Source organism: Stenotrophomonas maltophilia (assembly GCF_001676385.1).
Classification (GTDB): domain Bacteria; phylum Pseudomonadota; class Gammaproteobacteria; order Xanthomonadales; family Xanthomonadaceae; genus Stenotrophomonas; species Stenotrophomonas maltophilia_J.
In genome coordinates, this window is record NZ_LYVJ01000002.1 from 305336 (window position 1) to 317970 (window position 12635).

Annotated in this window: 15 protein-coding genes; 10 read left to right on the plus strand and 5 right to left on the minus strand. The window is 68.0% G+C overall.

Annotation, left to right across the window (positions count from 1 at the left end; genetic code table 11):
• Positions 1-250: 250 nt before the first annotated feature.
• The 6 genes from A9K58_RS03695 (at position 251) to A9K58_RS03720 (ending at position 4544) form a co-directional block, all read left to right on the plus strand.
• On the plus strand, positions 251-895 hold the full coding sequence (locus A9K58_RS03695; protein ID WP_065198042.1) for an HvfX family Cu-binding RiPP maturation protein: 645 nt from the start codon (positions 251-253) through the stop codon (positions 893-895).
• A 99-nt stretch (positions 896-994) separates the two neighbouring features.
• A complete protein-coding gene (locus A9K58_RS03700; protein WP_065198043.1) occupies positions 995-1471 on the plus strand; it encodes an HvfA family oxazolone/thioamide-modified RiPP metallophore in 477 nt (158 codons plus the stop codon).
• Between the two features lie 55 nt (positions 1472-1526).
• Positions 1527-2372 (plus strand): HvfB family MNIO-type RiPP peptide maturase, encoded by an 846-nt coding sequence (locus A9K58_RS03705; protein ID WP_065198044.1) that lies wholly within the window; start codon positions 1527-1529, stop codon positions 2370-2372.
• Positions 2365-3144: an HvfC family RiPP maturation protein gene (locus A9K58_RS03710; protein ID WP_065198045.1), complete on the plus strand. Its 780-nt coding sequence runs from the start codon at positions 2365-2367 to the stop codon at positions 3142-3144. Before A9K58_RS03705 ends, A9K58_RS03710 begins: the two co-directional genes overlap by 8 nt.
• Before the next feature lie 2 nt (positions 3145-3146).
• Positions 3147-3785: a ferric reductase-like transmembrane domain-containing protein gene (locus A9K58_RS03715; RefSeq protein ID WP_065198046.1), complete on the plus strand. Its 639-nt coding sequence runs from the start codon at positions 3147-3149 to the stop codon at positions 3783-3785.
• Positions 3786-3809: 24 nt separating this feature from the next.
• Positions 3810-4544: an SDR family oxidoreductase gene (locus A9K58_RS03720; protein ID WP_065198047.1), complete on the plus strand. Its 735-nt coding sequence runs from the start codon at positions 3810-3812 to the stop codon at positions 4542-4544.
• 177 nt (positions 4545-4721) lie between these two features.
• Here A9K58_RS03720 and A9K58_RS03725 read toward each other — a convergent pair whose 3' ends face one another.
• Complete coding sequence (locus tag A9K58_RS03725) at positions 4722-4949, minus strand: helix-turn-helix domain-containing protein (RefSeq protein ID WP_065198048.1); 228 nt, start codon at positions 4947-4949, stop codon at positions 4722-4724.
• A 7-nt stretch (positions 4950-4956) separates the two neighbouring features.
• Positions 4957-5475: a hypothetical protein gene (locus tag A9K58_RS03730; RefSeq protein ID WP_155760421.1), complete on the minus strand. Its 519-nt coding sequence runs from the start codon at positions 5473-5475 to the stop codon at positions 4957-4959.
• Between the two features lie 50 nt (positions 5476-5525).
• Between A9K58_RS03730 and A9K58_RS03735 the strand changes: the two genes are divergently transcribed.
• The 3 genes from A9K58_RS03735 (at position 5526) to A9K58_RS03745 (ending at position 8009) form a co-directional block, all read left to right on the plus strand.
• Complete coding sequence (locus tag A9K58_RS03735) at positions 5526-6866, plus strand: retroviral-like aspartic protease family protein (RefSeq protein WP_065198050.1); 1341 nt, start codon at positions 5526-5528, stop codon at positions 6864-6866.
• A gap of 167 nt (positions 6867-7033) precedes the next feature.
• Positions 7034-7477, plus strand: coding sequence for a hypothetical protein (locus tag A9K58_RS03740; RefSeq protein ID WP_065198051.1), 444 nt, complete (start codon positions 7034-7036; stop codon positions 7475-7477).
• 25 nt (positions 7478-7502) lie between these two features.
• Positions 7503-8009, plus strand: a complete 507-nt coding sequence (locus tag A9K58_RS03745; protein WP_065198052.1) for a PaaI family thioesterase — start codon at positions 7503-7505, stop codon at positions 8007-8009.
• A gap of 17 nt (positions 8010-8026) precedes the next feature.
• Here A9K58_RS03745 and A9K58_RS03750 read toward each other — a convergent pair whose 3' ends face one another.
• From A9K58_RS03750 to A9K58_RS03760, 3 genes are all read right to left on the minus strand, one after another.
• The gene (locus A9K58_RS03750; protein ID WP_065198053.1) at positions 8027-9052 is read right to left on the minus strand and encodes an AI-2E family transporter; all 1026 of its coding nucleotides are present in this window, start codon (positions 9050-9052) and stop codon (positions 8027-8029) included.
• A gap of 158 nt (positions 9053-9210) precedes the next feature.
• Entirely contained in the window at positions 9211-10263 is a 1053-nt protein-coding gene (locus A9K58_RS03755) for a sensor domain-containing diguanylate cyclase (RefSeq protein ID WP_065198054.1), read from the minus strand.
• A 197-nt stretch (positions 10264-10460) separates the two neighbouring features.
• Positions 10461-11468 (minus strand): LacI family DNA-binding transcriptional regulator, encoded by a 1008-nt coding sequence (locus A9K58_RS03760; RefSeq protein WP_065198055.1) that lies wholly within the window; start codon positions 11466-11468, stop codon positions 10461-10463.
• A gap of 95 nt (positions 11469-11563) precedes the next feature.
• Here A9K58_RS03760 and A9K58_RS03765 point away from each other — a divergent pair, with 95 nt between their 5' ends.
• Positions 11564-12616, plus strand: a complete 1053-nt coding sequence (locus tag A9K58_RS03765; RefSeq protein ID WP_065198056.1) for a sugar phosphate isomerase/epimerase family protein — start codon at positions 11564-11566, stop codon at positions 12614-12616.
• The last annotated feature ends 19 nt before the right edge of the window (positions 12617-12635 follow it).

The following is a 12635-nucleotide window of genomic DNA, read 5'->3' on the forward strand; positions in this document are numbered from 1 at the left end:
TGTATCGCTGCTGTTTCTCCGCCACGCGAAGTTGTACCGGAATGTACGGCGCGGCGGGGTTCCTACAGTTCGATACATTCGCCCGCCGGGCATCGCCCACGGGACGCTGCCCACGGCGGCTTTGTATCCGACTGTACCGAACCCCGCCTGCACCACAGTCGCTGACAAAACCCCGGGCAACGGCACACGTTGCCGATACCTGCATCGCCTGCAATGGCCCCCATCGACCACTGGCCCGCAGGACACCACCATGATCAGCACCGCCTCTTCCATGTATACCCCCCGCCTGGACGCCGTCGGCCGCTGGCTCTCGCCATTGGCATTGCGCACCCTGCTGGCCTGGGAGTTCTTTGAATCCGGCCGCGAGAAGCTGGGCGGCCAGAACTGGTTCGCCGACCTGGAAGGTCGCTTCCCGTTCCCATTCTCCGCCCTGCCCGCGTCGCTGAACTGGCAGCTGGCCACCTGGCTGGAACTGGTGGGGGCGGTGATGCTGCTGGTGGGCCTGGCCACGCGCTCGGTCGCTTACATCTTCTGGGTCCTCACCATCGTCGCCATCGCCGCCGTGCACTGGCCCGACCAGTGGAACAGCCTCGGCGAACTCTGGCAGGGCTACGCAATCACCGACCAGGGCTACGGCAACTTCAAGCTGCCGCTGCTGTTCCTGGCCATGCTCCTGCCGCTGATCCTCAATGGCGGCGGCGCACTCAGCCTGGACCGCCTGCTGGCCGGCCCGCAGCGTGCCGAGGCCGGCAACGACGGCCTCGGCTGGGGCGTGAGCCTGATCGCTCTGCTGTTGCCGGTTGCCGCGCTGCTGCCTGGCATCGGCTTGGGCGGCGCCCTGCTCGGCGGTGCACTGCTGCTGGGCCACGCGCTGCGCCGTCGTCGCACCACCTGATCCGCTTCGCCCCTTCCCGCGCTTCTTCCCTTCGTTTCCGTCGCCTTCAAGCGGCGTCCATCCCGCACGCCTGGCGTGCCATTCCAAGGAGTCATCACCATGTCCGTCTCGACCAAGAACCCCCCCTCCTCCCGCCTGCCGCGCATCGGTGCCATCGGCATCGCCCTGGCCAGTGGCCTGCTGCTGGCCGGACAGGCCGCAGCGATCCAGCCGCTGGCGATCAGCGCCGTAGCCACGAGCGCCACCGCCGAAGGCAAGTGCGGTGAAGGCAAGTGCGGGGCCAACAAGACCGCTACCCGCAAGCCCGCCGGCAAGGCCCAGGTGGCCGAAGGCCAGTGCGGCGAAGGCAAGTGTGGTGACGCTTCGTTCGCCCGCACCGACCGCGACCATGACGGCAAGGTCTCGCGTGCCGAATTCAACGCCGTAGCCGCCGCACGTGCCGCCGAATTCGACCGCATCGACACCGACCATGACGGCTACATCACCGAGCAGGAAGCACACGACTACCTGCGCAGCGTCTACACCGCCAACGGCAAGCCGATGCCGAAGGGCCTGTTCTCCCGCGTTGCCGACTGAGCGACCGCCCCCGGCGCCGCCTTGGCGGCGGCGCCCTCTTCCTGGAGCATCCGCCATGTCCCTGCCCCTCCCGCCTGACAGCGCCGGCCTCGGCCTCCGCCGCGGCCTGATCGACGAGCTGCTCACGATGCCGGCGAAGGCCGTCGACTTCCTCGAGTGTTCGCCGGACAACTGGATCGGTGTCGGTGGCGCACACGGCGCCGCGCTGCGCCAGCTGAGCGAGCGCCACCGCCTGACCTGCCACGGCCTGTCGCTGTCGCTGGGCGGCCCGGATCCACTGGACCGCACGCTGCTGGAACAGACCCGCGCCTTCCTCGACCTGCACCAGGTACAGCTGTACAGCGAGCACCTGAGCTACTGCGCCGCCGGTGGCCATGTCTACGACCTGCTGCCGCTGCCGTTCACCGCCGAGGCGGTGCGCCATGTCGCCGGCCGCATCGCGCAGGTGCAGGATGCGCTGGGCCGCCGCATCGCCGTGGAGAACATTTCGTACTACGCGGTTGCCGGCGCGGAGATGAGCGAGATCGAGTTCATCAACGCCGTGCTCGACGAAGCCGACTGCGACCTGCTGCTGGACGTCAACAATGTCTTCGTCAATGCCTGCAACAACGGCTACGACGCCTTCGAGTTCCTGGCCCGCGTCCCGGCCCAGCGCGTCGCCTCGCTGCACGTGGCCGGGCATTTCGACGAGGACGACGGCTTCAAGATCGACACCCACGGCGCACCGGTGAAAGGCGTGGTCTGGGCACTGCTGCGCGAGGCCTACGCCCGGGTGGGTGTGCGCCCGACCCTGCTGGAGCGTGACTTCAACTTCCCGCCATTGGCCGAACTGCTGGCCGAGGTCGGGCAGATCCGCCAGGCGCAGGCCGACGTGCTGCTGCCCGAGGTGGCCCATGGTTGAGTCACTGGCCACACTGCAACGGCGCTGGGCCGACCATGTCCGCGATCCGTCGCGGCCGGCGCCCGCTGGAATCGATGAGCGGCGCCTGGCGGTCTATCGCCGCCTGTGCATCGACAGCCTGGACAGCCTGCTCGCCGGCAGCCTGCCGCGCCTGCAGGAACAGCTGGGAGCCCCGCGCTGGCGCGACGTGGTCGAGCGCTACTACGCGTGCCATGCCTGCCATACGCCGCTGTTCCCGCAGATCGCCGGTGAGTTCGCCGGCTGGCTGGCGCTGCAGGAGCAGATCGCGCTGCCGGGCTGGGCGGCCGAGCTGGCGCACTACGAAAGCACGCAGCAGGCCCTGTACATCCAGGCACCCGCCACCTGCCCGCCCCTGCAACGCGCACCGGCAGCCGGTGACCTGCTGGCCGTGTCGGCGCAAGTGCGCGTGCTGGGCTACCAGTGGCCGGTACACGAGGACGTCGTCCTGGACGGTGTCCGCGCCGCTACGCCCACGCTGCTGCTGATGCGGCGCCTGCCGGATTTCAGCCTGCAGGTCGACGCATTGGCCCCGCTGGCCTATTCGCTGCTTTCGGCTTTCGGCGATGACGGCATGCGCGTGGACCACGCCCTCCAGGCCCTGGCCGACGCGCATGGCGTGGCGGCTGTTGAACTCCGGACCGCGTGCGCACCGCTGCTCGCGCAGATGTGCTCGGCCGGTGTGCTGGTGCCGGTGTGGGATCGCCGGCCAGACGCCGGCCCTGCCCGAACTTCTCCTTCATCGAGGGCCTGACCATGACGACTTCCATTCCTTCCTTCCTGCACGGGTGGCGCTTGTTCGTTGCCCTCGCCGTGATGCTGATGGCGTTCGCGCTGGCAGCCTTCGCCCTGCAACCCGACGTGGTCGAAGGCAGCCGTGCGGCGATCCGGGTCACCGCACGCACATCGTTCCTGCTGTTCCTGGTGGCGTTCACGGCGTCGTCGTTCGCCAGCCTGCTGCCCGGGCCATTCACTCGATTCCTGCTCCGCGAACGCCGCATCGTCGGCCTTTCCTTCGCGTTCTCGCACCTGCTGCATGCAATCGCGATCACAACCTTCGGCATCCTCAACCCGGCGTTCTGGCCGGCGCGCTCCGCGTTGGCCAATGCGCCGGGCACGGTCGGTTACATCGCCATCCTGGCACTGGCGATCACCTCGCACCGAGGCATTGCGCGGCGCATGGGGCCGACGGCATGGCGTCGCCTGCACGTGACCGGTATGTGGATCATCGCGGCGGTATTCACCTATTCGTACTTCAAGCGCGTGCCGGGCAACTTCTGGTATGCGGTTCCCTCTGCACTGCTGTTCACCGCCTTCGTGGTGCGCTGGATCGCCAAGCGCGCGCAGTCGCTGCGCCGCAGCGCCCACGTCCGTCCTTCCCTGCCGGCGGCCTGACCGCCCTCCCACCGGAGTATCCACATGACTGCATCCTCTCCCCGTCGCCGTGCACTGGTCATCGGCGGTTCCCGCGGCATCGGCGCGGCCATCGCGCAACGCTTGGCCGCCGAAGGCCACGACGTTGCACTTACCCATGTCTCGCGCCCCGATGGGGCCGAGGCCCAGCTTGATGCCATCCGTGCGCAGGGTGGCCGTGCCGTGGCCTTCCAGGCCGACAGCAGTGATGCCAGTGCGTTGCAGGAGGCCGTGGCCGCCGCCGCGCAGGCCTTCGATGGACTGGATGTACTGGTGATCAACGCCGGCCTGTACCGGCACACCCCGATCACCAGCGTGGACCTGGCCACGCTCGACCAGTTGCTGGCAGTCAACGTCCGCGGCGTGGTACTGGCAATCCAGGCCGCCCTGCCGCATCTGTCCGCCGGCGGCCGCATCATCACGATCGGCAGCAACACTGCGGTGCGTACCGGTTCACCGGGCAGCAGCCTGTACGCGATGAGCAAGGCAGCCGTGGCCGCACTGGTGCGTGAACTGGCGCTGGAGCTGTCCCCGCGTGGCATCACCATCAACAACCTGCAGCCCGGCCCGACCGCGACCGACATCACCGCCGGGCTGGATGAAGTGCTGGCCGCGCGGGTACCGCTGGGCCGCATCGCCCAGCCCGCCGAGATCGCGTCACTGGCCGCTTGGGTGGCTGGGCCGGAGGCCGGCTACATGACCGGCAGCAGCCTGACCATCGACGGAGGTTTCGTCCTCTGAGCCGTGGCCGGCTTCCGGCAGCGCCGGGCCATGCCCGCCGCACCTCCTGCCTCGCCCGCATCGAGATGTGTCCCCGGCGGCTCCCACCGCCGGTGTCCCCTCTGCGCAGGTATCCACCGCCAGCGGCACCGGATGCCCCGGGGACCAGCTCCTGTGCCTGCGGGGTGCCGGCAACGCTCATTCGTCTGCATCTACGGCATGCGGATCGTAGACCAGCAGGTCACCCGGCTGGCAGTCCAGGTACTCGCAGATCCGCGCCAGGGTGTCGAAGCGCACGCCACGCACGCGCCCGGACTTGAGCAGCGACAGGTTCGACTCGGTGATGCCTACGTGCTGCGCCAGCTCGCGCGAGCGCACCTTGCGCAGCGCCAGCATGACGTCGAGGCGGATGACGATGCTTCCCATCGGCGCCTCAGATGATCGAATGGTGATCGTCCTCGTACCGCGCAGCGGCATCGAGGAAGCGGGCCACCAGCCACAACACCAGCATCACCAGCACGGCCAGCAGGTCGGCACCCTCGATGGACAGACGCAGACGGCCGTCCGCACGGGCCGACAGCAGCGCCGCCAGCCCCGGCGCCAGCACGCCATTGACCAGCACAGCCAACAACAGCAAGCCGCCAAAACGCTCGAAGCGGCGGCTGCCCTGCAGCGGGAACAGGCGCTCAACGCTGACCTGCCCCAGCAGCCGCGCCAGCTGCCACAAGGCCGCGGCCACCAGGGCGCCCTGCAGCACCGCGATCGCAGCGGCCCAGGCCAGGGGCAGGCCACCGGCATCCATTTCCGCGCGCAACGGTCCACTGCCGCCCAGCCAGGCATCGGCAACGGCCGCCACGGTCATCAGCGGCGCCAGCACGACGCCCGCCCATGCCACCCAACGCAGCCGCCGCGCGGCTCGGACGAGCCGTCTTGATTTTTCTTCTTCACGCATAGTAATTTCTGTTTTACAGAAAGTTTTTATTCATTCACAGGATACTCCGGATGATCTCACATTCCAAGCAGCGGCACACCCGCGCCGTGTTGATACCCGCGCTGTGCATGCTGTTGTCCCTTCCGGCCTGGGCCGGACCGCTCTCCGCCGACGACGCCCGGCAACGACTACGCGATGCAGCTGACGGCGACCTTGCGGCACTGGCTGAAGACTCGACCGCGCTGCCCGCGCCGTGGCCACTGCTGGCGCAGGCACGGTTGGCAGCCACACAGTTGCGCGAGCGGCAGGCGATCAGCCTCGCCGAGGCCTTCATCGCCCAGCGTGGCGAGACCACGTGCGATGCCGTGCTGGCGCAGCGGGTCATCGCCGATGCCGCCTTTGCTTCGGCCGACTACGCACGTGCCGCACGTGCAGCGCAGGCCGCCCTGGAACCCGCTGCACAATGCGGCGTCGACCGCGACGCGGTGGAAGGCAACCAGATCCTGGCGACACTGGCCGCGGCGCTGGCAAGCGCACCGTCGCAGCGGGTACAGCAGTTCACGCCCGCATCCGCTGCGTTCATGCGCGACAAGGTCGGCCTGCCGCGCACGTCCGTCCTCATCAATGGCCACGTGCAGGAGTCGGTGCTGGATACCGGCGCCAACCTGTCGGTGGTGTCGGCAAGCGCCGCGCAGCGGCTTGGCCTGGAGATCCGCGGCGCCGCCACGGTCGGCAGTTCCAGCCGGCGCGCCGTCGCCACTCGCGTCGCCGTCGCCGACCGCCTGCAGCTGGCCGGGCTGGACCTCCGCAATGTGGTGTTCCTGGTTCTGGACGATGCGCAACTGGACATGCCGGTGCCCGGTGGTTACCGCATCGACGCAATCATCGGCTTTCCGGTGCTGCGCGCGATGGGGCGCATCCGTTTCGGCCGCGATGGCACGCTGCTGCCGCAACCGGGTGCCGGTACAGCCGATCTGCCCCGCAACCTCGCGCTGGCAGGCAGCGACCTGTACGTCGCTGCACGCATCGACGGTATCGCGGTGCCGTTGCATCTGGACAGCGGCGCCAGCCGTTCGAACCTGTCGGCGCATTTCGCTCGCGCCCACCCGCAGGTAGTGAAGGACCTGCCGGTCACGCGCCAGCGGATGGCCGGTGCCGGCGGCAGCAGCGAGCGCGCGGTCGCGCAGTGGCCGCAGGCTGCGGTACAGATCGCCGCGCAGCGTGCGGTGCTGCCGACACTGGCGGTGACCTTGCAGGACCCGGCCGACGTCAGCGTGCGCAACCAGGGCGTTCTCGGCTGGGACGTGCTGGCTGCATTCCCGTCCTGGACGCTCGATTTCGATCACATGCGACTGGAGCTGGAAGGCTTCCCCACGCCAGAAGCCGCGAAACCAGTCACATCGCCATTGTGATGCATCCTGCAACTCCCCTTGCTCGTTAACGCCTGATGCAGGAAAGGCGACGGTCCACACCACGCACGGCTAACAGAGCACCGTTCAAGAATTGCCTCACGGTCGACCGCCAGGGGTATCTCCCCTGGCCGTCGGTTCCCTCCCCGCACCCGCATGGATGGCAGCTCATGAACCTGTTCGCCTGGCTCGCGTTCAGCAGCTATCTGCTGGCCTTTTTCGTCGTGGCGCTGTTCGCGACCGCCTATCTGAAACGCTCGGAATTCATGCCTTACCACGGTGAAGCGGTCGGCCTGGCATGGGCCGGCATCCAGCCACGCATGCAGGTGCTGCTGATGGCACTGATCAAGGTGGTCGGCGCAGGCTGGATCGCGCTGGCCGGCGCCGGAGTGATGCTGGCCCTGCTGATCTTCCTCGGTGGCCATTTCGCGCTGCCGCAGCTGATCGCCTTCCAGGGGTTCTGCCTGCTGGCCACGTTGCCGCCGGTCGCGGTGGCGGCCGGCGTGCGCCGGCGTACCGGTGCCAGGACACCGGTATCGGCCGGTGCCGTGGTGGTCGCGCTGTGCTGCATCGGTTTCCTGCTGTCCCTGCTGTCACTGCTGCAACCCGCCTGACCTCCCCCTATCGAGGTTTCCCCGCATGAATCCCCAGTCCCTGCTGTACAGCGTGATCAACGGCGACCTTCCTCCGTCCAAGGCCGGCCTGCTGCTCGGATGGCGCTTCATCAGCCACGATCCCGAACAGGACCAGATCAATGTCGAGTTCGATGCCAGCAGTGCCCTGACCAACCCGATGGGCAACATCCAGGGTGGGTTCCTGTCAGCCATGCTGGACGACTGCATGGGGCCGGCGATCTACGCGATGCTGCCGCCCAACCGGCTGGCGGTGACGGTCGAATCGAAGACCAGCTTCGTGAGCCCGGCCCGCCCCGGGCGCATCCTCGGCCAGGGGCAGATCGAGCACAGCAAGGGCAGCATCATCTTCACCCGTGGACGGCTGACCTCGCCCAGCGGTCGCCTGCTGGCCACCGCCAGCGCGACGTTCCGGGTCGGCACGATGCGCTGGCGCGGCCTGCCGATTCCCAGGCCCGTGGCACGTCACATGATCGGACGGGTCCTGCGCAGGGAACACGACCGGCCGGGATGACTTCAACGTCTACCACGCTAGATCCAGCGCTGATCCACAAGCTCGCGCTTCACATAGGCATAGAACACCGGTGCCGCCACCAGGCCCGGCAGGCCGAACGCCGCCTCCATCACCAGCATCGCCAGCAGCAGCTCCCAGGCACGGGCCTGGATCTCGCCGCCGACAATGCGCGCATTGAGGAAGTACTCCAGCTTGTGGATCACGATCAGGTACAACAATGCCGCCACTGCCACGTAGAACGAGACCGACAGCGCGACGATGGTGATGATGGTGTTGGAGATGATGTTGCCCACTACCGGCAGCAGGCCGGCAACGAAGGTGATCAGCACCAGGGTCTTGGACAACGGCAGGTGCACGCCGAACAGCGGCAATACGCCCAGCAGGAAGATGGCGGTGAACACGGTGTTGAGCAGCGAGATCTTCACCTGCGCGAACACTACCTGGCGGAACGCGGTGGCCAGGCGGCCGGTGCGGCCGATCAGTTCCTGTGCCAGCGGCCCCATCGTCGGCAGCGGCAGTTCGTCATACAGCGCGATCATCGCGCCCAGTACCATGCCGATCAGCACGCGCACGCCCACCTGCACCACCGACGTACCGGCCACGCCCAGCTGGCGCTGGTGCTCGGCCGCCCACTCATTGAGCGCTGCGCGCAATGCCGGCATGTCCTCGGGGATGTAGGGCTGCAGCATGGCGGGCACCTGGTGCCGCGATGTGTTGAGGATGTCCATCAACCGCGCCAGCAGCGCATCCGGTCCACCGGTCTCGTTGCGGAAAAATGAAGCCACGCCGATACCGGCCAGCACCAGCGCGCTGATGATGACCGCCGACAGCACGATTACCGCGACCGCCCGCGCGCGCCCCGGTGGCAACCGGCCCTCGACGGTAGAGGCCAGCAGATGGGTCAGCTGGAACACCAGCAGGCCCGACAGCAGGGTCACCACCAGGCCCAGCTTCAGCGCCAGCCACATGCCCAGCAGCATCATCAGCCAGGCCGCGATCCTCGGAACGGGGGGCTTGGACTGGGCTACGACGGTGTCTTGCATGGGAGCGCGTCCGGACGGGGTGGCCCATGGTAGAGGATCGGCAGCGACGATCCAGCTACAGCGTGCTGGAGCTACGAGCGCGGCCGGCCCGCTCCACCTCTTGGCCATGATCCGGTTCCGGCCGGCACTGCAGGCGGGCCACGACCGGTCGCGGCTCGTCATTCGCCGCAGCTGGCCGTGTTCTTGCCCTGCCGCTTGGCGTGATAGAGCGCCCGGTCGGCGAGTGCCAGCCAGTCCTCCACATTTCCGTCGCGTGGCGTCGCGGCGATGCCGATGCTGACGCTGAATTCAACGCCGGGCGTCGCCTGCTCCGCCGACTCGCGCAGGCGCAACCGGATCCGCTCGGCGACGAGCATCGCCTCCGCTGCCGTGCAGCCACGCAGCAGCACCACGAATTCGTCACCGCCCAGCCGCGCCGGCATGTCGCCGGGCCGGGCGATGGTACGCAGGGTCGAGGCGATCCGCCGCAACACCTCATCGCCGGTGCGATGCCCATATGAATCATTGAGGTGCTTGAAGTCGTCGACATCAAGCATCAGCAGGCAATCACAACTCCCCGTCGCCTGCGCCCTGTCGAGCGCCTGCTGTGCACGCGCGATCAGGAAGCCGCGATTGGCCAGTTCGACCAGCGGGTCCATCCGGCTCAGACGTTGCAGCTGGCGGTTCTGCGACTTGACCCGGCGCGCCAGCTGCCAGCTGAGGATGCTGAGGCCGATGCCATACACAAACAGGAACGGCACGCTCAGCACGATCGTGCGCTGAGATGAAACGGGCTGGTAGGGGAAGCCCAACCCCCACCAGGTGAGTGTGAACCCCGCCACCAGCGCCAGCGTCGCCCGCAGCGCCAGCCGCACGCCGCCGGCGGCGATCTTGTCAGCCATCAGCAGCGCCGCGAACAGCGCGCTGGGCACCGCACTCAGCGCCATGAAGGCGATCCAGCCACCGCCAAAAAAGGAATCGGCCACCATGCAACGGAACTGCACCCGCGCCGGTTGGCCGGCGCGCCGGGTCAAGCGCAGCGCCAACGCTGGCCACGCCAAGGCGTTGAGCAGCAGCAGTGTCCAGGCCAGTGCACCGTCGTGGCGCTCGAGAATGATCGAGGCGATGGGTATTGCCCCCAGCCCGTTGCCGACGAAACGCATCCAGCCGATGCGCCGGGCTGCGCCCACGCCTTCGACCGCTCCGTCCGCCGGGTCAGTGAAGAACGGCATGGCCGGCTCCCTTGAGCGATCGCACATTCCCCCCACGCAGGCGGACGCCTGCGGCAAGTCTGCCATCCCTGCGTCAATGGCGGATCAAGGCCGGTTGCCGCCCATCGCAGCGCGGAGGCACCGCACTGCGGGCCGTCCCGGGAACCGGCCGATCGCTGCACCTGGCGACCGGCGGCGCGGGCGGTCTGGATCGCCGATCACCTGCCCTTGGGCGACGCTGTCGACCCCCGCAGCATCAAGCTGAAATCCAGCGTCTGCTGAAGCGGCACGTCAACATGCTCGATGATGGCCAGCAGCAGGTTTACTGCGCGCTCACCGATCTCGCGCATGGGTTGCCTGATGGTCGTCAATGGGGGCGTGAGGTACCGGGAGGACGCCAGGTCGTCGAAGCCGACGATGGACAGGTCCTCCGGCACGCGGATACCAAGGTCGCGGCAGGCGGCCAGGGCACCCAACGCCATCTGGTCGCTGAAGCAGAAGATCGCGGTCACTGCGGGCGCGCGGGTCAACAGCGCCATCGCGGCCGCATGGCCGGATTCCACGGAAAAATCGCCGGGCACGATGCTCAGCTGGCGCAGGCGGCCGCGTGCCCTGCCGGCGGCCCGCACCCCTTCCAGTCGTTGCTGGTGCAGGGGATTGTCGGTCGGACCGCCGACCACGGCGATCCGCTCATGTCCCAGTCCGTACAGGTGTTCCATCACGGTGCGCGCCGCGGCCGCGTTGTCGATGTGGACACTGGGGATACCCAGTGCGGGATCGAACTCGCATCCATTGACCACCGGCGCGGCCGCGCCGCGCTGCTCGACGATTTCGCGCGCCGTGGGCGGCAGGCGATGCCCCAGTACGATCATGCCGTCGGCCTCGTTGCGCCGGAGCATCTGCGCGTAGCGTTCCTCGCGATCGGGTTGATGCTGGGTATCGCCCAGCAGAACGGCATAGCCCACCGCCTGCGCAGCGTCTTCCGCGCCCTGCAGGATCCGGGCGAAGAATGGATTGGCGATGTCCGGGACGGTGACCAGGATCTTGCCGCTGCGGTGGGTCTTGAGGGTGCGGGCCACGGTGTTGGGGACATAGCCCAATGCGGCGGCGGCCTGCTCGATGCGCGCGCGGGTGGCCGGCAGGACTTTGTCGGGCCGGGACAGTGCCCGCGACACCGTGCCGGCGGAGACCCCGACGTGCCTTGCGATGTCGTAGATGGTGGCCATGGCGTTAGTTCTCCTGTCCGCTGTGCAGTGCACAACAGGTCCTGCGTGCGCCCCTGCTAGGATAATGCAATCGATTGCATCGAGGGCGAATCACGTTGAAGACGCTCAAGGGTCCAGCGCTGTTCCTGGCGCAGTTCATCGGCGACACGGCTCCTTTTGATCGGCTGGACACGCTGGCCGGGTGGGCCGCGGGTCTCGGCTATTCTGGCGTACAAGTGCCCACCTCCGCGCCCCACCTGTTCGATCTGGCCGAGGCGGCACGCAGCCAGACCTACTGCGACGATGTTGCCGGCATGCTGGCCGGTTACGGCCTGCAGATCAGCGAGCTGTCCACCCACCTGCAGGGGCAGCTGGTCGCGGTCCATCCTGCCTACGACAGCCTTTTCGACGGATTCGCACCCGCAGACGTGCGCGGCAACCCGGCCGCGCGCCAGGCCTGGGCGATGGAGCAGCTGCGGCTGGCGGCGCAGGCCAGCCAGCGCCTGGGGCTGGCCGCGCACGCCACGTTCTCCGGCGCGCTGGCCTGGCCTTACTTCTACCCCTGGCCACAGCGCCCGCCCGGCCTGGTGGAAGAAGCCTTCGCCGAACTTGGCCGTCGCTGGCGACCGATCCTGGACACTTTCGACGCCTGTGGCGTGGACCTGTGCTTCGAGCTCCATCCGGGCGAGGACCTGCACGATGGTGCGACCTTCGAGCGCTTCCTCGACGTGGTGGATCACCACCCGCGCGCGAAGATCCTGTACGACCCCAGCCACCTGCTGCTGCAGCAGATGGACTACCTCGGCTTCATCGACCGTTATCACGACCGCATCGGCGTCTTCCACGTCAAGGACGCGGAGTATCGCCCCAGCGCGAGCAGCGGCGTGTATGGCGGCTACCAGGACTGGATCGATCGCCCGGGCCGGTTCCGTTCCCTTGGTGATGGCCAGATCGACTTCAAGGCGATCTTCTCGAAGTTCGCGCAGTACGACTTCCCGGGGTGGGCGGTACTGGAATGGGAGTGCTGCCTGAAGCACCCGGAAGACGGTGCGCGGGAGGGGGCGGCCTTCATCCGCGACCACATCATCCATGTAACCGGACGCGCCTTCGACGATTTCGCCGGGAGCGGCACCGATCCGGAATCACTGCACCGCATGCTGGGAATCTGAACCATTACCGCCCCGGGAG

Bases quoted from the DNA above. Each gene is read 5' to 3' on its own strand.
- A9K58_RS03760 (WP_065198055.1), bottom strand. From the start codon at position 11,468: ATGGCCACCATCTACGACATCGCAAGGCACGTCGGGGTCTCCGCCGGC.
- A9K58_RS03700 (WP_065198043.1), top strand. From the start codon at position 995: ATGTCCGTCTCGACCAAGAACCCCCCCTCCTCCCGCCTGCCGCGCATC.
- A9K58_RS03715 (WP_065198046.1), top strand. From the start codon at position 3,147: ATGACGACTTCCATTCCTTCCTTCCTGCACGGGTGGCGCTTGTTCGTT.
- A9K58_RS03750 (WP_065198053.1), bottom strand. From the start codon at position 9,052: ATGCAAGACACCGTCGTAGCCCAGTCCAAGCCCCCCGTTCCGAGGATC.
- A9K58_RS03710 (WP_065198045.1), top strand. From the start codon at position 2,365: ATGGTTGAGTCACTGGCCACACTGCAACGGCGCTGGGCCGACCATGTC.
- A9K58_RS03705 (WP_065198044.1), top strand. From the start codon at position 1,527: ATGTCCCTGCCCCTCCCGCCTGACAGCGCCGGCCTCGGCCTCCGCCGC.
- A9K58_RS03755 (WP_065198054.1), bottom strand. From the start codon at position 10,263: ATGCCGTTCTTCACTGACCCGGCGGACGGAGCGGTCGAAGGCGTGGGC.
- A9K58_RS03720 (WP_065198047.1), top strand. From the start codon at position 3,810: ATGACTGCATCCTCTCCCCGTCGCCGTGCACTGGTCATCGGCGGTTCC.
- A9K58_RS03730 (WP_155760421.1), bottom strand. From the start codon at position 5,475: ATGCGTGAAGAAGAAAAATCAAGACGGCTCGTCCGAGCCGCGCGGCGG.
- A9K58_RS03745 (WP_065198052.1), top strand. From the start codon at position 7,503: ATGAATCCCCAGTCCCTGCTGTACAGCGTGATCAACGGCGACCTTCCT.
- A9K58_RS03695 (WP_065198042.1), top strand. From the start codon at position 251: ATGATCAGCACCGCCTCTTCCATGTATACCCCCCGCCTGGACGCCGTC.
- A9K58_RS03740 (WP_065198051.1), top strand. From the start codon at position 7,034: ATGAACCTGTTCGCCTGGCTCGCGTTCAGCAGCTATCTGCTGGCCTTT.
- A9K58_RS03725 (WP_065198048.1), bottom strand. From the start codon at position 4,949: ATGGGAAGCATCGTCATCCGCCTCGACGTCATGCTGGCGCTGCGCAAG.
- A9K58_RS03735 (WP_065198050.1), top strand. From the start codon at position 5,526: ATGATCTCACATTCCAAGCAGCGGCACACCCGCGCCGTGTTGATACCC.